This window comes from Streptomyces sp. NBC_01264, assembly GCF_026340675.1.
Taxonomy (GTDB): domain Bacteria; phylum Actinomycetota; class Actinomycetes; order Streptomycetales; family Streptomycetaceae; genus Streptomyces.
In genome coordinates this window covers 6239928-6264418 of the sequence record NZ_JAPEOX010000001.1, presented here as the reverse complement: position 1 = coordinate 6264418, position 24491 = coordinate 6239928, and the positions used below count along the sequence as shown (strand labels likewise).

Here is a 24491-nt window from a genome sequence, read left to right as displayed (position 1 = left end):
CCCGCAGCACCCCTTACCGCTGCGCGGGGCGGAGTCCCCTACCCACCCTTCGCCCGTTCCCCGGGGCTGCGCCCCGGACCCCCTGGGGCTCCGCCCCAGACCCCGGTCCTCAAACGCCGGACGGCTGAAATGGCGCTCCGCGCCATCCGGCACCGGCCAGGCACATTCCAGCCCCTCCGGCGTTTGAGGAGCGGGGGTCCGGGGGCTGGCCCCCGGGGAACGGTGGAAGGGCGGGTAGGGGACGGCCCCGCAGGGCGGACCCGGCAGGGTCAGGGCAGGTCGCGGGCCACGCATCGGGCCAGGTGGTCGTTGACCAGGCCGCAGGCTTGCATCAGGGCGTAGGCCGTCGTGGGGCCCACGAAGCGGATGCCCGCCTTCTTCAGGGCCTTGGCCAGGGCCGTGGACTCCGGGGTCACCGCCGGGATCTCGGTGGTGCTCCTCGGTGCCCGCCCCGGCTCCGGCGCGTGGGACCAGATCAGCGCGTCCAGTTCCCCCGCCTCCCACCCGGCCAGGGTCTTCGCGTTGGCGAGCGTCGCCTCGATCTTGGCCCGGTTCCGGATGATCCCCTCGTCCGCGAGGAGCCGGTCGACGTCCGCCGCCCCGAACTCCGCCACCCGGGCGATCCCGAAGCCCGCGAAGGCCGCCCGGAACCCCTCGCGCCGGCGCAGGATCGTCAGCCAGGACAGCCCCGACTGGAAGGCCTCCAGGCACAGCCGCTCGTACAGCGCGTCGTCCCCGTGGACCGGACGGCCCCACTCCCTGTCGTGGTACGCGATGTAGTCCTCGGTGGCCAGCCCCCAGGGGCACCGCAGGCCCCCGTCGGGGCCGGCGACCACCCCGCTCATTGCTCGGCTCCCTTGGTCAGGTCCACGGAGGCACCGGCGGACTCCGCGACGCCGGCACCCGGACCCGCGCCCGCACCGGCACCCGCCGCGGTCAGCTCGGCGATCCGCGCGTCACGCTCCGCAAGCTCCGCCGCCAGCCGCTCCAGTACGTCGTCCACGTCGGACATCCGGTAGCCCCGCGGGGCCACGGGCAGGCGCAGCTCGTCGATGTCCGCCCGTACGACGGGCCGGTTCTCCGGGAGGGCGTCGGACAGCCGGTCGGGCTCGGCATCCGGGAGCACGGCCTCGGACCCCCCGCCGGCCACCGCGAGGGTGACTCCCGCGACGACCACGACCAGCGCGATGAGCAAGAACGCGAACACGATCAACTCCCCTGAGAGACTCCGGCCACCAGGTTAAGGTCGCAGGCGAGGCGCGAGGGTCGCCGAAGGAGGAAAGAGCAGGATGCTGCGACTGGGCAGGCGCGAGTTCGACGACCACGAGCCGGTGATCATGGCCATCGTGAACCGGACCCCTGACTCCTTTTACGACCAGGGAGCGACCTTCCAGGACGAGCCGGCCCTGGCCCGGGTCGAGCAGGCGGTGGCCGAGGGCGCGGCGATCATCGACATCGGCGGGGTGAAGGCCGGTCCCGGCGACCACGTGGACGCGGCGGAGGAGGCCCGGCGCACGGTGGGCTTCGTGGCCGAGGTGCGCCGCCGCCACCCGGACGTGGTGATCAGTGTCGACACCTGGCGCCACGAGGTCGGCGAGGCCGTGTGCGAGGCCGGGGCGGACCTCCTCAACGACGCGTGGGGCGGGGTGGACCCGAAGCTCGCGGAGGTCGCCGCGCGCTACGGCGCGGGCATCGTCTGCACCCACGCGGGCGGGGTCGAGCCGCGGACCCGGCCGCACCGGACGGAGTACGAGGACGTGATGGAGGACATCCTGCGCGTCACGGTCGGCCTGGCCGAGCGCGCGGCGGCGCTGGGCGTCCCCCGCGAGTCGATCATGATCGACCCGGGCCACGACTTCGGGAAGAACACCCGCCACTCCCTGGAGGCCACCCGCCGCCTCTCGGAGATGACGGAGACGGGCTGGCCGGTCCTGGTCTCCCTCTCCAACAAGGACTTCGTGGGCGAGACCCTCGACAAGCCGGTGAAGGAACGCCTCCTGGGCACCCTGGCCACGACGGCCGTCTCGGCCTGGCTGGGCGCCCAGGTCTACCGCGTCCACGAAGTCGCGGAGACCAAACAAATCCTGGACATGGTCCGCACGATCCAGGGCCACCGCCCCCCGGCAGTCGCCCGCCGAGGCCTCGCCTGAGCCGACGGCCGGAGGCCGGCGCAGCCGCTCGAAGCCGGTGAGGCGCCCCGGCGCCGAACCGCGCGCGAGAGCGGCGTGAAGAAGGAGTTCCTGGACATGGTCCGCACGATCCAGGCCCCCCGGCAGTCGCCCGCCGAGGCCTCGCCTGAGCCCACCCGGCGGCACCACCGGCCCCCGGCGGTCGCCCGCCGGGGGCCGGCCCAGCCGTCAGCGGCGGTCCTACAAGCCGACTTCCTTCGTCACGAGTGCGATCGCCTCGTCCACGTCGTCGGTGACGTGGAACAGGTAGAGGTCCTTCTCCGAGGCCTTGCCCTGGGCGATGACCGTGTTCTTCAGCCAGTCGATGAGCCCGCTCCAGTACGCCGTGCCGAACAGCACGATCGGGAAGCGGGTGATCTTCTGCGTCTGGACCAGGGTCAGGGCCTCGAACATCTCGTCGAGGGTCCCGAGCCCACCCGGCAGGACCACGAAGCCCTGGCTGTACTTCACGAACATCGTCTTGCGGACGAAGAAGTAGCGGAAGTTCAGCCCGAGGTCGACGTGCTCGTTGAGCCCCTGCTCGAAGGGCAGCTCGATGCCCAGGCCGACCGAGAGGCCGCCCGCCTCCCGCGCGCCCTTGTTGGCCGCCTCCATCGCGCCCGGACCGCCGCCCGTGATCACCGCGAAGCCGGCCTCCACGAGCGCGCCGCCGATCCGCACGCCCGCCTCGTACTCCGGCGAGCCCACGGGCGTCCGCGCGGAGCCGAACACGCTGATCGCCGGCGGCAGCTCCGCCAGCGTGCCGAAGCCCTCGATGAACTCCGACTGGATGCGCAGGACCCGCCACGGATCGGTGTGCACCCACTCGGAGGGCCCGGCCGAATCCAGCAGCCGCTGGTCCGTCGTACTGCCGGCCTGCACCTGGCCCCGCCTCCTCAGCACCGGCCCGAGCTGCTGCTCCTCGGGCCGACGACGAGCGGACCCTTCAGGGTTGCCCATGATGTGCTCCCTCCTGCTGATCGTTGGATCAGGTTAGGCGCACGGGGGTGACGACCAACGGAACTCGACGAGTTCCTGGCGTGGCCGCAAAGGAACGGTGTGATCCACATCGCATTCGGCCGCCCGGACCGTTTGCGAACACGATCACCGCACAGACGGGATTGCTGGAGCACCCACCGAGGAAAGGACCGGCCCATGGCCGCCCCCAACCCCCCACAGGTGGCCGATCCCGCAGCGGTGAAGCGCCACCCGATCCTGTTCCGTGCCGTCAGGCAGCGCAGGAATCCCAGACTCCGCAGGACGGACATCACCGTCACGGACGAGGCGACGGTGATGCGCGCCGTCAAGGCGGCCTCGCTCGGCAATGCCATGGAGTGGTTCGACTTCGGCATCTACTCCTACCTGGCCGTCACCCTCGGGCACGTCTTCTTCCCGTCCGGGAACGACACCACCCAGCTGCTGTCCTCGTTCGCCACCTTCGCCGTGGCCTTCCTGGTCCGGCCGCTGGGCGGGATGTTCTTCGGCCCGATGGGCGACCGGCTCGGCCGCAAGCGGGTCCTGGCCCTCACCATGATCATGATGGCGGTGGGCACGTTCGCGATCGGGCTCATCCCCTCGCACGACGCGATCGGCCTGTGGGCCCCCGCCCTGCTGATCCTCTTCCGCATGGTGCAGGGTTTCTCGACCGGCGGTGAGTACGGCGGCGCCTCCACCTTCATCGCCGAGTACGCGCCCGACAAGCGCCGCGGGTTCTTCGGCAGCTTCCTGGAGTTCGGCACCCTGGCCGGGTACGTCGGCGCAGCCGGCCTCGTCACCACGCTGTACGCCGTGCTCGACGACGGCCAGATGGAGGCCTGGGGCTGGCGCGTCCCCTTCCTCGTCGCCGGGCCGCTGGGCCTGGTCGGCCTCTACCTGCGGCTGCGCCTGGACGAGACCCCCGCCTTCCAGAAGCTGGAGGGCGTCAAGGCGCCCGCCGCGGAGGCCGCGGAGGCTACGGCCTCCGCGGAGACCACCACCACGGGCGACCTCGCGAAGATCTTCCGCGACTACTGGCCGACGCTGGTCCTGTGCGTCTGCCTGGTCGGCGCGTACAACATCAACGTCTACCTGGTGTTGTCGTACCTGCCGACCTATCTGTCCGACGAGCTGGGCTACAGCGAGACGCACGGCCTGCTCGTCCTGCTCGGCATGATGGCCTTCCTGATGCTGGTGATCAGCCGGGTCGGCAAGCTCTCCGACCGCTTCGGCCGCAAGCCCGTGCTGATGACGGGCATGGCGGGGTTCTTCCTGCTCTCCCTGCCCGCGTTCCTCCTGATCCGCCAGGCCGGGGTCCTCGCGGTCGGGCTGGGCATGATCGCGCTGGGGCTGTCGCTCGTCTGCATGCTCGCGACGATGTCCGCCGCCCTGCCCGCGCTGTTCCCGACGCGGGTCCGGTACGGCTCCCTGTCGGTCGGGTACAACCTGTCGACCTCGCTCTTCGGCGGAACGACCCCGCTGGTGGTCACCGCCCTGATCAGCTGGAGCGGCTCGAACCTGATGCCCGCCTACTACTCGATGGGGGCGGCGCTGGTCGGCATCATCGCCGTGGCCTGCATGAAGGAGACCGCGCGCCAGCCGCTCGACGGTTCCCCGCCCTCCGTCGAGACGCCGGAGGAGGCCGCGGAGCTGTGCGCGGCCCAGTCCCCGGACCCGAGGTTCTGAGCCGCCCGCAACGGTTCCCCGGTACCGGCCGTCCCGCTCCGCAGGGGACGGCCGGACGCCGTTACCGCCCGGTCGACGGGCTGGTCAGCCAGGCGCGGAGCCGCTCCTCGCAGTGGAGGATCGCCTTCGTCTCCACCCGCTCGTCGGCCTTGTGGGCCAGCAGGGCGTCGCCCGGGCCGTAGTTGACCGCCGGGACGCCCAGGGCGCTGAAGCGGGAGACGTCCGTCCAGCCGAACTTCGGCATGGCGTGTCCGCCGACGGCCTCCATGAAGGCCGCGGCGGCCGGGTGGGAGAGGCCGGGGAGGGCGCCCGGGGAGAGGTCGTCGATCACGAACTCGTCGATGTCGCAGTCCGCGAAGACCTCGCGGACGTGGGCGATCGCCTCGTCCGTGCTGCGGTCGGGGGCGAAGCGGAAGTTGACCGTCACCGTGCACGCGTGGGGGATGACGTTGTTGGCGACGCCGCCGTCGATGCGGACCGCGTTGAGGCCCTCGTGGTACTCCAGGCCGTCGATCACGGGCTTGCGGGGCTCGTACGCCGCGAGCGTGGCCAGGATCGGGCTCGCCGCGTGGATGGCGTTGGAGCCCATCCAGCTGCGCGCGGAGTGGGCGCGCTCGCCGGACGTGCGGAGCAGGACGCGCAGGGTGCCCTGGCAGCCGCCCTCGACCTCGGCGTTGGAGGGTTCGAGGAGGACGGCGAAGTCGCCGGTCAGCCAGTCCGGGTGGGCTTCGGCGACCTTGCCGAGGCCGTTGAGGTCGGCGGCGACCTCTTCCTGGTCGTAGAAGACGAAGGTGAGGTCCCGGTTGGGCTCGGGGACCGTGGCGGCGATGCGCAGCTGCACGGCCACGCCCGACTTCATGTCGGTGGTGCCGCATCCCCACAGGACGTCGTTCTCGTCGAGGCGGGAGGGCACGTTGTCGGCGATCGGCACGGTGTCGAGGTGCCCGGCGAGTACGACGCGTTCGGCGCGGCCCAGGTGGGTGCGTGCGACCACGTTGTTGCCGAAGCGGTCCACGGTCAGGTGCGGCAGGCCGCGCAAGGCGTGTTCCACGAGGTCGGCGAGTACCTTCTCGTCGCCGCTCACGGAGGGGATGTCGACGAGCCGGGCGGTCAGCTCGGCGGCGTCCAGGGTGAGGTCCAGCTCGGATTCGGACATGAGCTGACCCTAATACCCCGGGCTGCGGCGAGGCCTTGTCCGTCCGGCCGATGGACGCGTCATATGGCTCAAGTACGGTGGGCGGCGTGCCGCAGACCGATCACTCCCGCCCTCGCCGCCGCCGTCGCCCGCTCCGCTGGGCCGCGGGCTTCCTGGTGCTGGTGGCGGTCGCCGGGTACTTCGTGGTGCAGCGCGAGTCGAACGACAACGCGGGCGTGCCCTACTGCACGGCCTCGGCCGACGGGAAGAGCGGTACGAAGGCTTCCGGCCAGTTCGACGAGATGTCCCCCGAGCAGGCGTCGAACGCGGCGACGATAGCCGCCGTCGGGGTCTCCAAGGGGATGCCCGACCGGGCCGTGACGATCGCGCTGGCGACCGCGATGCAGGAGTCGGCCCTGCGCAACCTCGACCACGGCGACCGCGATTCGCTGGGCCTGTTCCAGCAGCGGCCCTCGCAGGGCTGGGGCACGCCGGGCCAGATCATGGACCCCGTGTACTCGGCCGGGATCTTCTACGACCGGCTGGCCGAGATCAAGGGGTACTCGCGGCTCCCGCTGACGGTGGCGGCGCAGAAGGTTCAGCTGAGCGGCTTCCCGCAGGCCTACGCGAAGCACGAGCCGGACGCCACCGTGCTGACCGCGGCCTTCACCGGCGCCGGTCACCTGACCTGTACCGGGCCCGCGCCCGTCCGGGCCGGCGATCCGGCGAAGGTCCGGGCGGAGCTGACCCGGCTGCTCGGCAAGACCCCCCTGTACACGCTGCCCGCGGCCCCGGCCGGTCCGGCGTCCGGTCAAGGCACCGGGAAGGGCGCCGGAGCGCCCGCCGAGTCCGAGGTGACCCTGGTGGCGAAGCCCGGCGGCGGGGATCCGGCGGCCCGGACCGGCCGGGTGCTCGCGCAGTGGGCGGTGGCCGGCTCCCGCGAGCTGGGGATCACGCGGGTCTCGTACGGCGGGAAGTCCTGGGTCGCGGGCAAGGACGGCGACCGCTGGCAGGACCGGGGCGCGGCGGGCTCGGGGAACGGCGCCGGGGATCCCGCCGCCGCGGGTCCGGGCCAGGTACGGATCTTCGTGCGCGGCTGACGTCCCGCGAAGTCCTGGTGGACAGGCGTGCGGCCTGTCGCCCGTTCGGGGGTGACCCGTACGGCGGACACGGGGGTCCCGGCGGGCACACAACCGCAGGTCGGCGCATGTTCCGAGCGGTCGGCCCGGAAGCCGATTAAACGATCCGTTACTGATCCTTTACCCACCGGCTCCGCAACTCGCGCCCCCCTGCGAGCGGTTGTCACGGCGTACTCAGCCGCTACCGCTTAGGAGCAACATGTCCTTCCCCCTGACCCGCCGGATCGCCCGTGCCGCGCTGCTCGTCGCAGCCGGGGCAGCGCCCGTGGTCGGTGCGGCCGGCGCGGCCAGCGCCGCGGGCCTGGAGTCCGTGCCGCAGCTGGGCGCGCTCACCGCGCCGGACGCGACGGTCGCCGCCGCGGGCGACACCGCCACCGATGCCGTGTCCGCCTCGGCCCTTCCGGCCCCCGCGCCGGCCGACGAGGTGACCGGCGCCGCGGGCAGCCTGCTGGCGGGTCTGCCGCTCGCCGGTGGCGGGCTGCCGGGCGGCGGCCTGCCCGGCGGACTGCCTGGCGGTCTTCCCGGCGGTCTTCCGGGCGGGCTGCCCGGCCTCGGCTAGCAGCCGCCGCCATGAACGCCGAGGGGCCCGGGAGCACGAACTCCCGGGCCCCTCGGGCCGTTCACGGTTCCGGTCGGACCCCTGACGGGTCCGGCCGGATCAGCTCAGCCGCTTGACCGCCGCCTCGACGCGCTCGTCCGTGGCCGTGAAGGCCACGCGGACGAAGTGCGCGCCCGCCTCGCCGTAGAAGTCGCCCGGCGCGACCAGGATGCCCAGGCCGGCCAGGTGGGCGACCGTGTCCCAGCAGGGCTCGTCGCGGGTCACCCACAGGTACAGGCTGGCCTCGCTGTGCTCGACGCGGAAGCCGTGGGCCTCCAGGGCCGTGCGCAGCGCCGCGCGGCGGGCCGCGTAGCGCACCCGCTGCTCCTCGACGTGCGCGTCGTCGCCCAGGGCCGCGACGGTGGCCGCCTGCACGGGGGCCGGGGTCATCATGCCGCCGTGCTTGCGGATCAGCAGCAGCTCGCCGAGGACTTCGGCGTCGCCGGCGACGAAGGCCGCCCGGTACCCGGCCAGGTTGGAGCGCTTGGAGAGCGAGTGGACGGCGACGATGCCCTCGTAGGAGCCCCCGCAGACCTCGTCGTGCAGGACGGAGACGGGCTCGGCCTCCCAGCCCAGTTCCAGGTAGCACTCGTCGCTGAAGATCAGGATCCCGTGCTCGCGGGCCCAGGCCACGATCCGTACGAGTTCCTCCTTGGGGAGGACCCTGCCGGTGGGGTTGGACGGGGAGTTGAGCCAGAGCAGCTTCACGCGGGCCGGGTCGAGATCCGTGGCGGGGTCGTCGTAGACCACCGGCTCGGCGCCGCACAGCCGCGCGCCGACCTCGTACGTCGGGTAGGCCAGCCGGGGGTACGCCACCTGGTCTTTCAATGTCCCAGTGCCCGCGCCGAGGCCCAGCTGGGTGGGCAGCCAGGCCACCAGTTCCTTGGAGCCGACGACCGGCAGGACGTTGCGGTGCCCGGCGTTGCTCGCGCCGAGGCGCTCGCGCACCCAGCCGGTGATCGCGTCGCGCAGGGCGGGGGTGCCCCACACCGTCGGGTAGCCCGGGGAGTCCGCGGCCCCGATCAGGGCGCGCTGGATCAGCTCCGGCACCGGGTCGACGGGGGTGCCGACCGAGAGGTCGACGATGCCGTCCGGGTGGGCCGCCGCCGTCGCCTTGTACGGCTCCAGCTTGTCCCAGGGGAAGACGGGAAGACGGGCTGAGACTGCGGCCACGTTGCGCTCTCGCTCTCCGAATGTCACGTGCGTTCCTGTGCTGTCTGAACTGTCAAAACACCTCGGTCCCGTGCGGCTGCGAGCCGTACGGGACCGAGGGGCGCTCCTGCCTGGAAGGTCAGTGCTCGCCGTTGATGCCGGCGGGCAGCGCTGCGATGAAGGGGTGGTCGCGCTCGATCAGGCCGAGCTTGGAAGCACCACCGGGCGAACCGAGCTCGTCGAAGAACTCGACGTTCGCCTTGTAGTAGTCCTTCCACTCCTCCGGAGTGTCGTCCTCGTAGAAGATGGCCTCGACCGGGCAGACCGGCTCACACGCACCACAGTCGACGCACTCGTCCGGGTGGATGTACAAGGACCGCTGGCCCTCGTAGATGCAGTCGACGGGGCACTCTTCGATGCATGCCTTGTCCTTGACGTCGACACAAGGCTCCGCGATGACGTAGGTCACGCTCTCGTTCCTCCTCATAAGGGCTTTCCATATCGCGCGGGAGCGCGGCGTCGTCGATGCCCGCCTCTAGTATCTCCGTTCCCGGGCACGATCCGAACAGGAGGGGCGGACAGAGCTGTGGAAATCACTGCCGGTGGACGGCTGGAGATCCGGATTACACCCGCTGACGTGGGCAAACGTGTCTCTGTGCGACAGGTGGAGCATGGCTCGACCGGGACCCCCTGTTTCACGGACACCGTAGGGGTTCTCACATCCTGGAACGCGGGTGTGGTGACGATCACACGAAAGACCGGCGAATCCGTCCGCATCCCGGAATCCCTGCTGGTGGCGGGCAAGGTCGTACCCGCCGCGCCGGCCCGCCGCAGGGGCCCCGCGGCCTCCTTCGAGGAGCTCGCGCGGGTCGGCGCCCGGGCCTGGGTGCCGCTGGAGAGCGAGCCGCTGGGCGAGTGGACGCTGCGCGCGGCCGGCGGATTCACCCGCCGGGCCAACTCCGTACTGCCGCTCGGCGATCCCGGGATTCCGCTGGACGATGCACTCGCGCGAGTGACGGCCTGGTACGGGCGGCGGGGCCTTCCGGCCTACATCCAGACCGCCACGGGGGCCGCGGGCACGCAGGAGCTGCTGTGCGCGGAGCTGGAGGACCGCGGCTGGGTCCGCGAGGTGTCGGCGCAGGTGCAGGTCGGCGGTCTGGCGGCGGTGGCGGACCTGGACGTGGCCGACGCCGTGGTCGCGGACGTACGGCTGACCCGTACTCCGGAGGAGGACTGGCTCTCCCGCTACGGGCGGGTGAAGGACCCGCAGACCGCGCGCCGCGTCCTGACGGCGGGGCCCTCGGTGTGGTTCGCGGCGGTACCGGGCCGGGCGATCGGGCGGCTCGCGGTGGACGGCCGGTGGGCCGGATTCGCGGCCGTCGAGGTCGACCCGGAGCACCGGCGCCGCGGCCTCGCCTCGGCCGTGATGGTGGCGCTGGCGCGGCGCGCGCTGGAGGAGGGCGCGTCGGCCGCGTGGCTCCAGGTGGAGAGCGACAACGCCGGGGCCCTGGGGCTGTACGGGGGGATGGGCTTCGGGACGCACCACGCGTACCACCACTACCGCCGGTCGGCGCAGTGACCTCGCCCTGGCGGGAGCGGTTCGCCGCCGAGGCGCGGGCGGAGCGGCCCGACCTGGCCACCCTGTGCCTGCTGCTGGCCGCGGAGGGCGATCCGGAGCTCGACGAACGGGCCATGGACTGGGCGCAGATCGAGCTGGACCGGCTGGCGGGGATGCTGCCGTACGGGCTGCGGGGCGCTCGCGCGTGGGCCTCGGCGGTCAGCGAACTGCTGGGCGGGCGGATGGGATTCCACGGCACCCCGGCCGACTACGACCGGCTCTCGTCCTCGCTGCTGCACGAGGTGCTGCGGCGGCGCCGGGGGCTGCCCATCCTGCTGTCCGTGGTCTGGCTGGAGGTGGCGCGGCGGGCCGGGGCCCCGGTGTACGGGCTGGCCCTGCCGGGGCACTTCGTGGTGGGCTTCGGGGACCCGGAGGAGGGCGTGGTCGTCGACCCCTTCGCGGGGGGCGCCTCGCTGGGCGCGGGTCCGGCGGAGCTGGCGGCGGGGCCGCGGACCGCGGCGCGCACGATGGACATCGTCCTGCGGATCCTGAACAACATCCGGGCGTGGGCATCGTCGCGGCCCGAGCACTCGGGGGTGGCCCTGTGGGCGCTGGAGCTGGCGCTGCTGCTGCCCTCGCATCCGGCGGCCCTGCGGTACGAACGGGCGAAGCTGCTGGTGGAGCGGGGGGAGTTCGTGGCGGGGGCGGCGGAGATGGAGTCCTACGCGGTGGTTGTGGACGTGATCGATCCGCCGGCCGCGGTGCGGATTCGTGCCGAGGCGATGGCTGCGCGGGCCCTGCTGAACTAGGCCGCCCGGCCTGGTTCAGCTGCGCGGGGCAAACGCCGGACGGCTGAAAGAAAGAGCCCCTCCGCCGTGTTCGGGGAGGGGCTCCGGTTCGGGTGGGATCAGCTCGGGTTGGTTTCGATGACCGCTGTGCGTTCGGCGGTGGTTTTGCCGCGGAGGGCCTTGCCCAGGACCACGGCTACGTCCTGCGGGGTCACGGCGGTCTTCTGGCCGGTGCCGCGCATGATGAGGACTCCGTCGAAGGTGTTGCCGTAGGCCGTCTTGAGGGCTTCCAGGTCGTACTTCTCGACGAGGTGACCGTCCACGGCCTGCATGCTCAGGATCTTCGGCAGGGACTTCGCGCCGAGCGGGATGGACTTGCCGCCCGCCTTGACGACGACCGGAGCCGACATCGCGGGCTGGGCGAACTCCTTCATGGCCCGGTCCAGTTCGGCCTTGCCGATGACCGGGTCCTTGGTGGCGACCGGCAGGGCGACGGGTTCGGCCCGGCCGCTGGCGACCATGTCGCGGAAGGCCTTGGTCACCATGGTGACGGAGCCGTCCACATCGAGCGTGGAACCGGCCTTGCCGGGCACGGCCACGGCCTTGCCGGTGTCGAAGGTGATGGTGCCCTCGGTGACGGAACCGGCGGTGCCGGCCAGCTCCTGGAGGGCGACCCGCAGCTTCTCCTCGTCGGTGGGCATGACGGCCTCGGCCTCGCGCACGCTGCCGAACAGGGAGCCGATGACCGTGACGGGGTTGTAGTCGCTGCCCGCCGCGTTGCGGACGGTGGTCTGGCTGTCCAGGCTCAGGCCGGCCTTCTCCGGCTTCAGCTCGACCTTCTTGCCGCCCACGGTGAGCTGGAGCGGGGCCGCGGCGCGGTTGCCGAAGGACGTCTGGAGCGTGGCGACGGCCTCGTCGCGGGTGCCGCTGATCTCGACGCCGAGCACGGTGGTGCCCTTGGGGACGTCGGAGTGGTTGAGGAGCAGGCCGGCGCCGTAGGCCACGCCGAACAGCGCGAAGAGGGCTCCGCCGACGAGGACCAGCTTGTTGCGGCCTTTCTTGGCGGGCCGGGCCGCGGCGGGCGCGGGAGCCTGGGGCCTGGCCTGGTGGGCGGGCTCCGGGGCGGGCACGGACTGCAGCTGCCCGGTGGAGTCCAGCTCGGGGCCGGGCCAGCCCGGCTCCTGCGCCCCTCCCACCGGTACGGAACCCAGCGCGGGCCCGCCCGTCGGCCCGTCCGGGCCGCGGCCGGGGCCGGTGCCGGGCCATGCGGGGGCCGGCGGGACGGGGGTGCCCAGGGCCTGGGCGACGGGACCGGAGCCGGGGCCGTACGCGGCTCCGGCGCCGGACGGCGGGCCGACGGGTGCACCCGTACGGGGACCGCCGGGCCCTGCGGGCGGCGCGGAGTAACCGGCGCCCGCACCGGGGCCGGCACCGGGTCCACCGGGGCCGGGGCCCATCGGCGCACCGGGGCGCGGGCCTGCCGGGCCTTGGGCGAAGCCCTGCTGCGGGGGCCCGTCGAAGCGCGGCCCGCCGGGGCCGCCGGGGCCGCCGGGGCCGCCGGGGCGGGCTCCCATGGGCGCACCGGAGCCGGGGCCCATGGGCGCACCGGGACCGGGGCCCATCGGCGCGCCCGGGCGCGGGCCCGCCGGGCCCTGGGCGAAGCCCTGCTGCGGGGGCCCGTCGAAGCGCGGGCCGCCGGGCTGGGCCGGTGCCGGGCCGCGCGCCGGGGCCGGAGCCTGCTGCGGGGTGGGGGCCGGGGCGGGCGCGGGGCCCGCCTTGCGCGGTGCGAACCAGTTGCTGGCCGTCTCCTCGCCCGCACTCGGTTCGGGCGCGGGCGCCGGGGCGGCGGCGGGCTCGGGCGCGGGCCCCGCCTCGGCTTCGGGCATGGTCTGACGTACGACCACGGGCGGAATCGGCCGCGAACCCGGGATGTTGATCCGGATCCGGGTCGTCAGCTGGGTCTCCGTCTTCGGCCCGTCGGAATCGGGTGTGGACGGCTTCGCGGGCGGTGCGGTCACTGAACTCTCCTCCGGGATGGTCGCCGTGCCCGGACCGGGGGGCACTGTCGTGGACGGATACTGGCCTGATCCGTACGGCGGCGTACCCGAGGGGTAGGCGGCCGCGCCGGGCCCGTTGGGCCCGGTGGGCGGACTGTCAGTTTCACGGCTCAAGGCAGGTTCTCCCGATCGGCTCCGCCGCCCGTCATAGCGTGCGCGGGCAGCTCGGCGGCCGGTCCACCATACTGGCCACCGCCCGCGTGCACCCGGCCGCCGGGAACGAAGCGTTCCCCTTGACCTCCTGCGCGCCCCCCGCGTACCCCTCCTGAGCACCTGTCGCCCGGCCGCCGGGGGTGCGCGCGGGCGGTGGCCGAGCCGCTCGTCAAGGCGTCGCGCGCGTCCGACGCCGCGTCACCTGGCGTTCCGGGCGGCCGAAAGCGGCCGGTCCGCCGAGAGGTTCATCGTGGCGCACATCACAGCGAGTACCGCTCCACCCAAAAGGTAGACGTACATGCTGATTCCGGACGAACCAAGGAGGAAGTCCCCCTCCGGCCGGGGCACACCGAGGAGCACGTAGGAGAGGAACCAGCCGCCCGCGGCCGCTCCCACCCCGATGCCGGTGCCCAGGGCGATCCGGGCGCCGAGGAACAGGCCGAAGAGCGCGAGGAGCGCGAGCACCAGCCCGCCCGGGAACCACAGGTCGACCACGAGCCAGCCGGCCAGGCCGGTCAGCACCCCTGCCGCCAACAGGCCCAGCAGGGCGGCGATCCGCGCCCCGGCCCCGAGGGCCGCCGGCCCGGTCATGCCCGCACCCCCGCGAAGAGGTCGCGCTCGCGCTCGCCCGCCGGGACCCCCGGCACACCCGCTACCAACTCGTAGTACTCGTGGGTGAACAGCGGCTGCGCGAGGTCGTTGGAGAGCGCGAAGAAGGGCCCGTCCACCGCGATCTGGGTGGCGTGGGCGCGCATCGCGGCGGTCTTCGCGGCCACGAACGCCTGCTCGGCAGCCTCGTCCCCGCCGATCTCGGCGGTGATCCGCTCGTCGGCGACCACGCCCGGCACGTCGTCCGGCGCGGCCGGCGCCGGGAAGGGCACCTCGCTCCCGGCCTCGCGGAGCCGGGCGAAGCCCTCCTCGACGACCGTGCGCGGTACACGGTTCCAGTAGAGCTTCTGGATGGCGTGCGGCTCTCCGAGCTCCTGGCGGTACGCGGGCTCCGCGGCCAGTTCGGCGGCGCGGGTGGCCACGCGGTGGGCCTGGATGTGGTCGGGGTGGCCGTAGCCGCCGTCCGGGTCGTAGGTGACGAGGACCTGGGGGCGCAGTTCGCGGATCACCTCCACGAGGTACCCCGCCGCCTCGTCCACGTCGGCCGACCAGAAGGCGCCGGGCCGGTGGTTCTGTTCGGCGCCCATCATCCCGGAGTCCCGGAAGCGGCCGGGGCCGCCGAGGAAACGGTGGTCGGTGACGCCCAGTTCCTTCATGGCGTCGGCGAGCTCGCCGACGCGGTGGGAGCCGAGGGTGTCGTCGCGGTCGGCCGTCAGGTGGGCGAGGCCGGGCGGGATGACCTCACCCTCCTCGCCGAGCGTGCAGGTCACCAACGCGACATGGACGCCCTCGGCCGCGTACTTGGCCATGGTGACGCCGTTGTTGATCGACTCGTCGTCCGGGTGCGCGTGCACGAGCAGGAGCCGATGGGCGGGAAGACCGTTCATGGGGGTAACCCTACGAGAAACGGCGGCCCCGCCCCCGGAACCGGAACGTCCCTAGAACTTGAGGCCGCTGATCATGCTCGCCACGTTGTTGGTCAGCTGGGAGAGCGTCGGAGCCACGGTCGAGCTCGCCAGGTAGAAGCCGAGCAGTACACAGACCACTGCGTGACCCGCCTTCAGGCCCGAACGCCGGACCAGCAGGAAGACGACGACTGCCAGCAGCACCACGGCCGAGATCGATAGTGCCACGGCGTTTCACCTCCACGTCGAGCGGACATCGGGTTCGCGTACTCGCAACTCGGTGCTCGGCAGAGTCATACCCACCGTGCGCTACGGATCATAACTATCCGTACCGCCACATCGATCGATTCCGGCAGCACGAGGGGCGCACGGCGCGCACGTCCGGGGTCACAGGAGTGCCGGCCGGGGAAGCTGTACGCCTCCCCGGCCGGCTGTCGGCACCCGCACGGCCGCACGAATCCAGGCTGCCCGGCCCAGATCTCGGGACAGAAACGGTCAAGTTGCCTGCATGTAAACCGAGTTGTGGGAAGCGGGGTGCCGTTCACAGCTGTGGCGAGAAATGAGCGGTCCCGGGAGCCTCCTGCTCACTCCTTGGTCAGTGGTCCCGAAGGCGGTTCCGAAGGCGGTGCCGATGCGGGTCCCGGAGGCGGTGCCGGCGGGAGGACGACCCGCTCGGATGCGAAATGACAGGCCGAGGGATGGGCCGTCGGGCCGCCCGGGAGGAAGGCCGGGATCTCCAGGAGCGGGACCTCCGAAGCACAGCGCGCCTCGGCCTTCCAGCAGCGGGTGCGGAAGCGGCAGCCCGACGGCGGGTTGGCCGGGGAGGGCACGTCGCCGGAGAGGATGATCCGGTCGCGTCCCGCGCGGGCCGCCGGGTCGGGGACCGGGACGGCGGAGAGCAGGGCCTGGGTGTACGGGTGGGTGGGGTGGTCGTAGATCTGGGTGTCGGTGCCGATCTCGACGATCCGGCCCAGGTACATGACGCCGACCCGGTCGGAGATGTGCCGGACGATCGAGAGGTCGTGCGCGATGAACACGTAGGAGAGGTTGAACTCGTCCTGGAGGCGCTCCAGAAGGTTGACCACCTGGGCCTGGACGGAGACGTCGAGGGCGGAGACGGGCTCGTCGGCGACGATGATCTCGGGCTGGAGGGCGAGGCCGCGGGCGATGCCGATGCGCTGGCGCTGGCCGCCGGAGAACTGGTGCGGGTACCGGTTGATGTACTCCGGGTTGAGGCCCACCACGTCCAGGAGCTCCTGGACCTTGCGGCGCCGGTCGCCCTTGGGGGCCACCTCCGGGTGGATCTCGTACGGCTCGCCGATGATGTCGCCGACCGTCATCCGCGGGTTCAGGGAGGTGTACGGGTCCTGGAACACCATCTGGATGTTGCGGCGCGCGGCCTTGAGGCCCTTGGCGGACAGCTTGGCGAGGTCCTCGCCCTTGTACGTGATCGAGCCGGCCGTCGGGCGTTCGAGGTTGACCAGCATCTTGGCGACGGTGGACTTGCCGCAGCCCGACTCCCCCACGATCCCGAGGGTTTCGCCGGCCCGCAGGTCGAAGGAGACCCCGTCGACGGCCTTGACGGCGCCGACCTGCTTCTTGAAGAGGATGCCCTGGGTCAGCGGGTAGTGCTTGACCAGGTCCTCCACCACGAGGATGGACTCAGCCACCGAGGCACTCCTTCCAGAAGAAGCACGCACTGGAGCGGTCCGGTCCGACCTCGGCCAGCGGCGGTACGTCGGTGCGGCAGGCGGCCCGGGCCATCGGGCAGCGCGGGTTGAAGGCGCAGCCGGGCGGGATGGCGAGCAGGTTGGGCGGCAGGCCCTTGATGGCGTACAGCTCCTGGCCCTTCTGGTCCAGGCGCGGGATGGAGTCCAGCAGGCCCCGGGTGTAGGGGTGAGCGGGATTCCGGTAGATCTCGTGGACGGGCGCGGCCTCGACGATGCGGCCGGCGTACATCACGGCGATCTTGTCCGCGACGTCCGCGACGACCCCGAGGTCGTGGGTGATCAGGATCAGGCCCATGTTCAGTTCGCGCTGGAGCTCCGCGAGCAGGTCCATGACCTGCGCCTGGACGGTGACGTCCAGGGCGGTGGTCGGCTCGTCCGCGATGATGAGCGAGGGTTCGAGGGCCATCGCCATGGCGATCATGATGCGCTGGCGCATGCCGCCGGAGAACTGGTGCGGGTAGTCCCCCACCCGCTCCCGCGCCGCCGGGATCTTGACCCGGTCCATCAGCTCCACGGCCTTGTTCCGGGCGTCCTTGCGGGACATCCCGCGGTGGACCTCGTACATCTCGCCGAGCTGCGCGCCGACGCTCAGGACCGGGTTGAGGGAGGACAGGGCGTCCTGGAAGATCATGGCCATCTCGGCGCCGCGGACCTTCCTGCGCTCGTCCTCCTTCATCTTCAGCAGGTCCTTGCCCTTGAAGAGGATCTCGCCGCCCGCGATGCGGCCCGGCGGCATGTCGAGGATGCCCATGACGGCCTGGGCGGTGACCGACTTGCCGGAGCCGGATTCGCCGAGCACGGCGAGGGTCTCGCCCTCGGCCACGGAGTAGTTGACCCCGTTGACGGCCTTGGCGACGCCGTCCCGCGTCTTGAATTCCACGTGCAGGTCGCGCACTTCGAGCAGCATGTGCGGGGCTCCTCAGCGCAGCTTGGGGTCGAGGGCGTCGCGCACCGCGTCGCCGAGCATGATGAACGCGAGCACGGTGATGCTGAGCGCGCCCGCCGGGTAGAGCAGCATGTGCGGGGCGTTGCGGATCTGGGAGGCGGCGTTGGAGATGTCGATGCCCCAGGAGACCGTGGGCGGCCGCAGGCCGACGCCGAGGAAGGACAGGGTGGCTTCCAGGGCGATGTAGGTGCCGAGCGCGATGGTGGCGACGACGATGACGGGCGCGATGGCGTTGGGCGCCACGTGCCGCAGCAGCATCCGGGCGTTGCCTGCGCCGAGCGCCCGCGCGGCCTGGACGTAGTCGTTCTGTTTGGCGGTGATGACCGAGCCGCGGGCGATGCGGGCCAGCTGGGGCCAGCCCAGCAGCACGATGAAGCCGACGACGGGCCAGACGGTGGTGCTGGTGACCACGGACAGGAAGACCAGGCCGCCGAGGACCACCGGGATGCCGAAGAAGATGTCGGCGACCCGGGAGAGCAGGGCGTCGCCCCAGCCCCCGAAGAACCCGGCGAGCCCGCCGAGCGCGGAGCCCAGCAGGGCCGCGCCGAGGGTGGCGCAGATGCCCACGGTGATGGAAGCCCGGGCCCCGTAGACGGTGCGGGTGTACACGTCGCAGCCCTGGGTGTCGTAGCCGAAGGGGTGGCCCGGGGAGGAGCCCTGCTGCGATTTGGACAGGTCGCACTGGAGCGGGTCGCCGCTCGCGATGAGCTGGGGCCAGATCGAGATGACCACGAGGAAGAGGATCAGTAGGGAGGAGACGATGAAGACGGGGTTGCGGCGCAGCTGGTGCCAGGCGTCGGACCACAGGGAGCGGGCCCTCTCCTGGGGGCCGGCGGGCCCCGCGGGGCCTCCCCCGAGCTCCTTCTCCAGGCTTTCGCCCTCTTCCAGGGCGAGATCCATGGCCCCTCCCTGGCCGGTCGGGGCGACGGACTCGTAGCGGCCGGGTCCCAACGGATCGTAGGCGGCGCGCTCCGGATCGGGCTCAGGCATAACGGATCCTCGGGTCCAGGACCGCGTAGAGCAGGTCGACGAGCAGGTTCGCCAGCAGGAAGACGATCACGAGGATGGTCACGAAGCCGACCACCGTCGGGGAGTTGTTGCGCAGGATGCCCTGGTAGAGCTGGTAGCCGACCCCGTGGATGTTGAAGATCCGCTCGGTGACGATGGCTCCGCCCATCAGGGCGCCGATGTCGGTGCCGATGAAGGTGACCACGGGGATCAGCGAGTTGCGCAGCAGGTGGCGGGTGACGACCCGGCGGCGGGGCAGGCCCTTGGCCACGGCGGTGCGGACGTAGTCGGCCTTGACGTTCTCGGCGATGGAGGTCCGGGTCAGCCGGGTGACGTAGGCGAGGGAGACCAGCGCGAGGACGATGCCGGGCAGGATCAGTTCGCTGAAGGGGGCGTCCGGGGAGACGGTGGGGCGTACCCATCCCCATGTGACGCCGAAGACGAACTGGAGGAGGTAGCCCGTCACGAAGGTGGGCACCGAGATGACGACGAGGGTGAGCACCAGCACGCCGCTGTCGATGGACTTGCCGCGCTTGAGGCCGCTGATCACGCCGAGGGTGATGCCGACGACGATCTCGATGGCGATCGCCACGATGGTCAGGCGCAGGGTCACCGGGAAGGCCGAGGCCATGAGTTCGGTGACCTTCTGGCCGTTGAAGGCGGTGCCGAAGTCGCCCTGGAAGATCTGGCCCATGTAGTGCAGGTACTGCTTCCACAGGGGCTGGTCGAGGTAGAGGTCCTTGCGGATGCGCGCGGCGGTGGCGGGGTCGGGAGCCTTGTCGCCGAAGAGGGCGGCGACCGGGTCACCCAGCGCGTACACCATGAAGAAGATCAGGAACGTGCTGCCGATGAACACGGGGATCATCTGGAGCAGTCGCCGGATCACATAACGTCCCATGGACTGCTCCAGGTTCGATTCCGGGGGCGGGTCAGCTGACCTTGATCTGGTCGTACACCGGGACGCTGAACTGGTTGAGCTTCACGTCCGAGACGCGCTCCCCGTAGCCCGCGCTGCCGTTCTGGTACCAGAGCGGGATGGACGGCATCTGCTCGGCGAGGATCTTCTCGGCGTCCTTGAAGGTGGCGGTCGCCTTGGCGGCGTCGCTCTCGCGGTTCGCCGCGTCGACGAGCTTGTCGAACTCCGGGTTGCTGAACTTGCCGTAGTTGGAGGACGCGCCGGTGTAGTAGAGCGGCTCGAGGAAGTTCTGGATCAGGGGGTAGTCGGCCTGCCAGCCGGAACGGAACGGGCCGGTCAGCTTGAAGCTGCTCTGCTGGTTGCGGAAGTCGGCGAAGGTGCCGATCGGGTTGACCGTGCAGACCGGGCCCTCGCCGAGCGCGTTGTTGATGCTGTTGCAGACGGCGTCCATCCAGTCGCGGTGCGAGCCGGTGTCCACGTTGGAGGTCAGCGAGACCTTGCCGCCGGGCAGGCCGCCGCCCTCCTGGATGAGCTTCTTGGCCTCGGTGGGGTTGAAGGAGCAGGCCTCGCCGCAGGCGGTGGCGGAGAATCCGCCCTTGTCGCCGAGGGCCGGGGAGGTCCAGTCCTTGGCCGGGGTGCGGGTCTCGCGGAAGATCTGCTTGGTGATCTCGTCGCGGTTGATCGCCATCGAGATGCCCCGGCGGACCTTGTCCATGCCTTCCTTGTTCCACTGCGGGTCGTACAGCGGGAAGGTGAGGGTCTGGATGATGAGGGCCGGCTGGTTGATGTAGCGGTCGCCGAGGTCGTTCGCGACGTTCTTCAGCTGCTGCGCCGGTACGTCGTCGACCAGGTCGAGGTTGCCGGAGATCAGGTCGGTGTAGGCGGTGTTGTTGTCGGTGTAGACCTTCAGGTCCACTCCGCCGTTGAGCGCCTTGTCCTCGCCCGTGTAGGCGTCCCACTTGCGCAGCTTCATGCCGGTGCCCTTGGTGTACGAGTCCACCGTGTACGGGCCGTTGCCGACGGGCTTCTTCAGCCAGGCGTCGTGGTCGGTGAAGAAGGCCTTGGGCAGGGGGGAGAACGCCTGGTAGCCGAGGGTCTCGGGCCAGGTGGAGAACTTCTCCTTGAGGGCGACCGTGAAGGTCTTGGGGTCCTTGACGACCAGGCCGGACATGGTCTTGGCCTTGGGGTCGCCCTTCTCGGGGTGGACGTCCGCGTAGCCGACGATGTCGGAGAAGAAGGGCGAGTTGTTCTGCTTCTTGGTGACGTCCGCGCCGTAGTTCCAGGCGTCCACGAAGGACTGCGCGGTGACCGGCTCGTCGTTGCTGAACTTCCAGCCGTCCTTCAGCGTGATCGTGAAGTTCTGGCTGTCGGTGGTCTCGATGTTCTCGGCGAGGAAGTTCTTCGCCTCGCCGGTCTCGGGGTCGTACCGCTTGAGCCCCCGGAAGATCATGTCGAGGACCTTGCCGCCCTGGACCTCGTTGGTGTTGGCGGGCTCCAGCGGGTTCTGCGGGTCGCCCCACGAGGAGCTGACGATGCCGTCCGCGCCGCCTCCGCCGCTGTCGCTTCCGCCGCCGCAGGCGGTCGCCGCGAGGGCGACGGCCGCCGCACATGCGGCCCACTTGGCGTGGGTGGCTCCGCGCATGGAGTGCCTCCTACTGGATCCCAAGACTCACTTAGGGCCCAATGTCACCCTATGAGGGGTCCCGCACACTCCTCGTTGGACCGATTGCACCCTCGCGTCCCCCGCCTGTCACCCCTGCGAGTGCAATACGGACGGTCCCAGCTTCAGCTCCCAGGTCACCACGGCGTAGTGCAGCGCCATGCCGTGCGCCTCGTACAGGGCGAGCGCTCCGGTTTCGTTGGCGGTGTCCACGCCGAGGCCCACCGTGGAGCGGCCGCGCGCGGCGTGGGCGGCGAAGCCGTGGCGGAGCAGGAAGCCTCCGACGCCCCGGCCGCGGGCCTCCCGGCGGACGCCGAGGTGGCTGACCCAGCCCATCCGGGTGCGGTCGTCGCGGGTCAGCAGGACCCCTACGTCGCCCAGCTCGGGCAGGCTGGCGATCCACACCAGCGACCAGTCGAGGCCATGGCCGTCGATGTGGTCCAGCCAGGGCTCGTACGGGCGGTCCACGTGGCCGAAGTGCTCGGCGAAGGCCTCCTCGATCAGGGCGTGGGCGCGGCGGCGCTCCGCCTCGTCCCCGTCGCAGGGCCGCAGCACGAGCCCCGCGGGAGGCACCGGGGGTGCGTCGGCCCGGTCGACGGCGCGGGTCATCACCTGGTAGCGGCGCACGATGCGGTAGCCGCGGCCCGGCAGCAGGTCGGCGTCGAGGGTGGGCTCGACGTTGAGCTGGAGGCGCAGGCAGGCTTCGGGCGCGCCGGCGGCGAGCTCGCGGGCCCGGACCTCCATGAGTTCCAGCAGCCGGACGGCGGCCGCGCGGTGCCCCGGCAGGACGTAGTGGTCGCCGTCGACGCGGCCCGGGCCGGAGTCCGCCCACACCATGGCGTAGGCGACGAGCCGGCCGCCCTCGAAGGCGAGCCAGGAGTCCCTCGCCAGGTCCACGCCGGGGTGGTTCAGGTCGGCCTCGACGGCGGCCAGGTCGGTCTCGGGACGGCCGATCTCGATCAGGTCGACGGCGTTGAGGAGACCGCAGATGTCCTCGGCGTCCGAGGGCCCGGCGGGCCGCATGTTCAGCAGGTCGCTCATCGGACCACTCTCGGACCGCCGGGGGCGCCGCCGCAACCGGCTTTCCCCGCACGGCGGATGCGCGGGGCGCGCGGGGCCCGTACGGACGGCGCCCGCGGACGCGAAGGCGCCCGGTGCCGGGAGATCCGGTACCGGGCGCCTTCGGTGCTTCTCCCGCGGGATCAGACGGCCAGGATGGCCTTCTCCTCCGCGAAGTGGCAGGCCGACTCGTGCGCGGCCGGCGAATCGACACCCTTGAAGCGCTCCGGGATGGCGAGCAGCGGCTCCTCCACGGAGCACTTCTCCTCGGCCTTCCAGCAGCGGGTGCGGAAGCGGCAGCCCGACGGCGGGTTGGCCGGCGAGGGGACGTCACCGGTGAGGATGATCCGCTCGCGGCCCTCGCGGGCGGCCGGGTCCGGCACCGGCACCGCGGAGAGCAGCGCCTGGGTGTACGGGTGGGTCGGGTGCTCGTAGATCTGCTCGTCGGAGCCGATCTCGGCCATCTTGCCGAGGTACATGACGCCGACGCGGTCCGAGATGTGCCGGACGATCGACAGGTCGTGCGCGATGAAGACGTAGGAGAGGTCGAACTCGTCCTGCAGCTTCTCCATCAGGTTGATGACCTGGGCCTGCACCGACACGTCGAGCGCGGAGACCGGCTCGTCGCAGATGATGATCTCCGGGTTGAGCGCGAGGCCGCGGGCGATGCCGATGCGCTGGCGCTGGCCGCCGGAGAACTGGTGCGGGTACCGGTTGATGTACTCCGGGTTGAGGCCCACCACGTCCAGGAGCTCCTGGACCTTGCGGCGCCGGTCGCCCTTGGGGGCCACCTCCGGGTGGATCTCGTACGGCTCGCCGATGATGTCGCCGACCGTCATCCGCGGGTTCAGGGAGGTGTACGGGTCCTGGAACACCATCTGGATGTTGCGGCGGACGACCTTCAGGGCCTTGCCAGACAGCTTGGTGATGTCCTGGCCCTTGTAGAAGACCTCGCCCGCGGTGGCGCGCTCCAGGTTCATCAGCAGCTTGGCGACGGTGGACTTGCCACAGCCGGACTCGCCGACGATGCCGAGGGTCTCGCCCCGGTAGAGGTCGAAGGAGACCCCGTCGACGGCCTTGACGGCGCCGACCTGCTTCTTGAACAGGATGCCCTGGGTCAGCGGGAAGTGCTTGACCAGGTTGCGGACCTGGAGGATCGGCTCGCGCTCGGGGGCGTTCTTGGTGAGCTCAGCCATGGATCTGCTCCTTCCAGAAGTGGCACGCGCTGGTGCGGCCGGCCAGTTCGGCGCCGTCCTGCTCGGTCACCGGGTGCAGGACCGGCACCTCGGTGCGGCAGATGTCCTGCGCCTTCGGGCAGCGCGGGTTGAAGGCGCAGCCGGAGGGGATGTTGAGCAGGTTGGGCGGCAGGCCCTTGATCGCGTAGAGCTCCTGGCCCTTCTGGTCCAGGCGCGGGATCGAGTCCAGCAGGCCCCGGGTGTACGGGTGCGCCGGGCGCTTGTAGATCTCATGGACCGGGGCGTTCTCGACGATCCGGCCGCCGTACATGACGGCGATCTTGTCCGCGACGTCGGCGACGACGCCGAGGTCGTGGGTGATCAGGATCAGGCCCATGTTCATCTCGCGCTGGAGCTCCGCGAGCAGGTCCATGACCTGCGCCTGGACCGTCACGTCGAGAGCCGTGGTCGGCTCGTCCGCGATGATCAGGTCGGGCTCCAGGGCCATCGCCATGGCGATCATGATGCGCTGGCGCATGCCGCCGGAGAACTGGTGCGGGTAGTCCCCCACGCGCGCCTTGGCGGCGGGGATCTTCACGCGGTCCATGAGCTCGACGGCCTTGGCCGTGGAGTCCTTCTTGGACATCCCGCGGTGTACGCGGAACATCTCGCCGAGCTGGGCTCCGACGGTGTGCACCGGGTTCAGCGAGGACAGCGCGTCCTGGAAGATCATGGCGATCTTCCGGCCGCGGATCTTGCGGAACTCCTCGGCCGGCAGCTTCAGCAGGTCGGTGCCCTGGAACAGGATCTCGCCCTGCGGGATCTTGCCCGGGGGCATGTCCAGGATGCCCATGATGGCCTGCGCCGTCACGGACTTGCCGGAGCCGGACTCGCCGAGGACGGCGAGGGTCTCGCCCGCGTTGACGGAGTACGAGACACCGTTGACGGCCTTGGCGACACCGTCGCGGGTGTGGAACTCGACGTGCAGGTCGCGCACTTCGAGAAGGGGGGTGTCCTCCGGCGCCGATCGGGGCGCGGGGACATTCGAGGTCTTGTCGATGATGATCACGGTAC

24 protein-coding genes are annotated in these 24491 nt (G+C 71.5%); 6 read left to right on the top strand and 18 right to left on the bottom strand.

The window, feature by feature from the left end; genetic code table 11:
• Positions 1-269: 269 nt before the first annotated feature.
• Both OG435_RS29425 and OG435_RS29420 read right to left on the bottom strand, forming a co-directional pair.
• Entirely contained in the window at positions 270-845 is a 576-nt protein-coding gene (locus tag OG435_RS29425; protein WP_266880951.1) for a DNA-3-methyladenine glycosylase I, read from the bottom strand.
• On the bottom strand, positions 842-1213 hold the full coding sequence (locus OG435_RS29420) for a DivIVA domain-containing protein (RefSeq protein WP_266880950.1): 372 nt from the start codon (positions 1211-1213) through the stop codon (positions 842-844). Before OG435_RS29420 ends, OG435_RS29425 begins: the two co-directional genes overlap by 4 nt.
• A 76-nt stretch (positions 1214-1289) precedes the next feature.
• Between OG435_RS29420 and folP the strand changes: the two genes are divergently transcribed.
• Positions 1290-2150, top strand: coding sequence for a dihydropteroate synthase (gene folP / locus OG435_RS29415; protein WP_266880949.1), 861 nt, complete (start codon positions 1290-1292; stop codon positions 2148-2150).
• A 219-nt stretch (positions 2151-2369) separates the two neighbouring features.
• Here folP and OG435_RS29410 read toward each other — a convergent pair whose 3' ends face one another.
• The gene (locus OG435_RS29410) at positions 2370-3128 is read right to left on the bottom strand and encodes a TIGR00730 family Rossman fold protein (RefSeq protein ID WP_266880948.1); all 759 of its coding nucleotides are present in this window, start codon (positions 3126-3128) and stop codon (positions 2370-2372) included.
• Between the two features lie 195 nt (positions 3129-3323).
• Here OG435_RS29410 and OG435_RS29405 point away from each other — a divergent pair, with 195 nt between their 5' ends.
• Positions 3324-4829 carry an MFS transporter gene (locus OG435_RS29405; RefSeq protein ID WP_266880947.1) on the top strand — a complete coding sequence of 502 codons (1506 nt, stop codon included), beginning with the start codon at positions 3324-3326 and terminating at the stop codon, positions 4827-4829.
• Positions 4830-4890: 61 nt separating this feature from the next.
• Here the strand turns inward: OG435_RS29405 and dapE are convergent, their stop codons facing one another.
• Entirely contained in the window at positions 4891-5985 is a 1095-nt protein-coding gene (gene dapE, locus OG435_RS29400) for a succinyl-diaminopimelate desuccinylase (RefSeq protein WP_266880946.1), read from the bottom strand.
• Positions 5986-6035: 50 nt separating this feature from the next.
• Here dapE and OG435_RS29395 point away from each other — a divergent pair, with 50 nt between their 5' ends.
• On the top strand, positions 6036-7064 hold the full coding sequence (locus OG435_RS29395; protein WP_430625707.1) for a hypothetical protein: 1029 nt from the start codon (positions 6036-6038) through the stop codon (positions 7062-7064).
• 238 nt (positions 7065-7302) lie between these two features.
• Complete coding sequence (locus tag OG435_RS29390; protein WP_266880945.1) at positions 7303-7662, top strand: ATP-binding protein; 360 nt, start codon at positions 7303-7305, stop codon at positions 7660-7662.
• Between the two features lie 99 nt (positions 7663-7761).
• On the opposite strand, the gene dapC is transcribed toward OG435_RS29390, so the two are convergent.
• Both dapC and fdxA read right to left on the bottom strand, forming a co-directional pair.
• Positions 7762-8874 carry a succinyldiaminopimelate transaminase gene (gene dapC, locus OG435_RS29385; RefSeq protein ID WP_266882182.1) on the bottom strand — a complete coding sequence of 371 codons (1113 nt, stop codon included), beginning with the start codon at positions 8872-8874 and terminating at the stop codon, positions 7762-7764.
• A gap of 118 nt (positions 8875-8992) precedes the next feature.
• Positions 8993-9322: a ferredoxin gene (gene fdxA / locus OG435_RS29380; RefSeq protein WP_030713714.1), complete on the bottom strand. Its 330-nt coding sequence runs from the start codon at positions 9320-9322 to the stop codon at positions 8993-8995.
• Positions 9323-9439: 117 nt separating this feature from the next.
• Here fdxA and OG435_RS29375 point away from each other — a divergent pair, with 117 nt between their 5' ends.
• Positions 9440-10432, top strand: coding sequence for a GNAT family N-acetyltransferase (locus OG435_RS29375; protein ID WP_266880944.1), 993 nt, complete (start codon positions 9440-9442; stop codon positions 10430-10432).
• The gene (locus OG435_RS29370) at positions 10429-11220 is read left to right on the top strand and encodes a transglutaminase-like domain-containing protein (protein WP_266880943.1); all 792 of its coding nucleotides are present in this window, start codon (positions 10429-10431) and stop codon (positions 11218-11220) included. The genes OG435_RS29375 and OG435_RS29370 overlap by 4 nt, the downstream gene beginning before the upstream one ends.
• Positions 11221-11318: 98 nt before the next feature.
• Here the strand turns inward: OG435_RS29370 and OG435_RS29365 are convergent, their stop codons facing one another.
• The 12 genes from OG435_RS29365 to OG435_RS29310 form a co-directional block, all read right to left on the bottom strand.
• Positions 11319-13370, bottom strand: coding sequence for a hypothetical protein (locus OG435_RS29365; RefSeq protein WP_266880942.1), 2052 nt, complete (start codon positions 13368-13370; stop codon positions 11319-11321).
• A gap of 237 nt (positions 13371-13607) precedes the next feature.
• Positions 13608-14000: a DUF6113 family protein gene (locus OG435_RS29360; RefSeq protein WP_266880941.1), complete on the bottom strand. Its 393-nt coding sequence runs from the start codon at positions 13998-14000 to the stop codon at positions 13608-13610.
• Positions 13997-14905: an N-acetyl-1-D-myo-inositol-2-amino-2-deoxy-alpha-D-glucopyranoside deacetylase gene (mshB, locus tag OG435_RS29355; RefSeq protein ID WP_266880940.1), complete on the bottom strand. Its 909-nt coding sequence runs from the start codon at positions 14903-14905 to the stop codon at positions 13997-13999. Before mshB ends, OG435_RS29360 begins: the two co-directional genes overlap by 4 nt.
• A gap of 51 nt (positions 14906-14956) precedes the next feature.
• A complete protein-coding gene (locus OG435_RS29350) occupies positions 14957-15151 on the bottom strand; it encodes a hypothetical protein (protein WP_250741735.1) in 195 nt (64 codons plus the stop codon).
• Positions 15152-15507: 356 nt separating this feature from the next.
• Positions 15508-16593, bottom strand: a complete 1086-nt coding sequence (locus OG435_RS29345; protein ID WP_266880939.1) for an ABC transporter ATP-binding protein — start codon at positions 16591-16593, stop codon at positions 15508-15510.
• Positions 16586-17560 carry an ABC transporter ATP-binding protein gene (locus tag OG435_RS29340; RefSeq protein WP_266880938.1) on the bottom strand — a complete coding sequence of 325 codons (975 nt, stop codon included), beginning with the start codon at positions 17558-17560 and terminating at the stop codon, positions 16586-16588. Before OG435_RS29340 ends, OG435_RS29345 begins: the two co-directional genes overlap by 8 nt.
• A 12-nt stretch (positions 17561-17572) precedes the next feature.
• A complete protein-coding gene (locus OG435_RS29335) occupies positions 17573-18589 on the bottom strand; it encodes an ABC transporter permease (protein ID WP_430625706.1) in 1017 nt (338 codons plus the stop codon).
• Positions 18582-19505, bottom strand: coding sequence for an ABC transporter permease (locus OG435_RS29330; RefSeq protein WP_266880937.1), 924 nt, complete (start codon positions 19503-19505; stop codon positions 18582-18584). The genes OG435_RS29335 and OG435_RS29330 overlap by 8 nt, the downstream gene beginning before the upstream one ends.
• 31 nt (positions 19506-19536) lie before the next feature.
• On the bottom strand, positions 19537-21165 hold the full coding sequence (locus OG435_RS29325) for a peptide ABC transporter substrate-binding protein (RefSeq protein WP_266880936.1): 1629 nt from the start codon (positions 21163-21165) through the stop codon (positions 19537-19539).
• A gap of 108 nt (positions 21166-21273) precedes the next feature.
• The gene (locus OG435_RS29320) at positions 21274-22224 is read right to left on the bottom strand and encodes a GNAT family N-acetyltransferase (protein ID WP_266880935.1); all 951 of its coding nucleotides are present in this window, start codon (positions 22222-22224) and stop codon (positions 21274-21276) included.
• 161 nt (positions 22225-22385) lie between these two features.
• Positions 22386-23438 carry an ABC transporter ATP-binding protein gene (locus OG435_RS29315; RefSeq protein WP_266880934.1) on the bottom strand — a complete coding sequence of 351 codons (1053 nt, stop codon included), beginning with the start codon at positions 23436-23438 and terminating at the stop codon, positions 22386-22388.
• A complete protein-coding gene (locus tag OG435_RS29310) occupies positions 23431-24486 on the bottom strand; it encodes an ABC transporter ATP-binding protein (protein WP_266880933.1) in 1056 nt (351 codons plus the stop codon). Before OG435_RS29310 ends, OG435_RS29315 begins: the two co-directional genes overlap by 8 nt.
• Positions 24487-24491: the final 5 nt, after the last annotated feature.

Coding starts and splice junctions, on each gene's coding strand:
- OG435_RS29340 (WP_266880938.1), bottom strand. CDS start 17,560: ATGCTGCTCGAAGTGCGCGACCTGCACGTGGAATTCAAGACGCGGGAC.
- dapE (WP_266880946.1), bottom strand. CDS start 5,985: ATGTCCGAATCCGAGCTGGACCTCACCCTGGACGCCGCCGAGCTGACC.
- OG435_RS29325 (WP_266880936.1), bottom strand. CDS start 21,165: ATGCGCGGAGCCACCCACGCCAAGTGGGCCGCATGTGCGGCGGCCGTC.
- OG435_RS29410 (WP_266880948.1), bottom strand. CDS start 3,128: ATGGGCAACCCTGAAGGGTCCGCTCGTCGTCGGCCCGAGGAGCAGCAG.
- OG435_RS29390 (WP_266880945.1), top strand. CDS start 7,303: ATGTCCTTCCCCCTGACCCGCCGGATCGCCCGTGCCGCGCTGCTCGTC.
- OG435_RS29335 (WP_430625706.1), bottom strand. CDS start 18,589: ATGCCTGAGCCCGATCCGGAGCGCGCCGCCTACGATCCGTTGGGACCC.
- OG435_RS29320 (WP_266880935.1), bottom strand. CDS start 22,224: ATGAGCGACCTGCTGAACATGCGGCCCGCCGGGCCCTCGGACGCCGAG.
- OG435_RS29330 (WP_266880937.1), bottom strand. CDS start 19,505: ATGGGACGTTATGTGATCCGGCGACTGCTCCAGATGATCCCCGTGTTC.
- OG435_RS29360 (WP_266880941.1), bottom strand. CDS start 14,000: ATGACCGGGCCGGCGGCCCTCGGGGCCGGGGCGCGGATCGCCGCCCTG.
- OG435_RS29425 (WP_266880951.1), bottom strand. CDS start 845: ATGAGCGGGGTGGTCGCCGGCCCCGACGGGGGCCTGCGGTGCCCCTGG.
- OG435_RS29315 (WP_266880934.1), bottom strand. CDS start 23,438: ATGGCTGAGCTCACCAAGAACGCCCCCGAGCGCGAGCCGATCCTCCAG.
- OG435_RS29405 (WP_266880947.1), top strand. CDS start 3,324: ATGGCCGCCCCCAACCCCCCACAGGTGGCCGATCCCGCAGCGGTGAAG.
- folP (WP_266880949.1), top strand. CDS start 1,290: ATGCTGCGACTGGGCAGGCGCGAGTTCGACGACCACGAGCCGGTGATC.
- mshB (WP_266880940.1), bottom strand. CDS start 14,905: ATGAACGGTCTTCCCGCCCATCGGCTCCTGCTCGTGCACGCGCACCCG.
- OG435_RS29395 (WP_430625707.1), top strand. CDS start 6,036: ATGGACGCGTCATATGGCTCAAGTACGGTGGGCGGCGTGCCGCAGACC.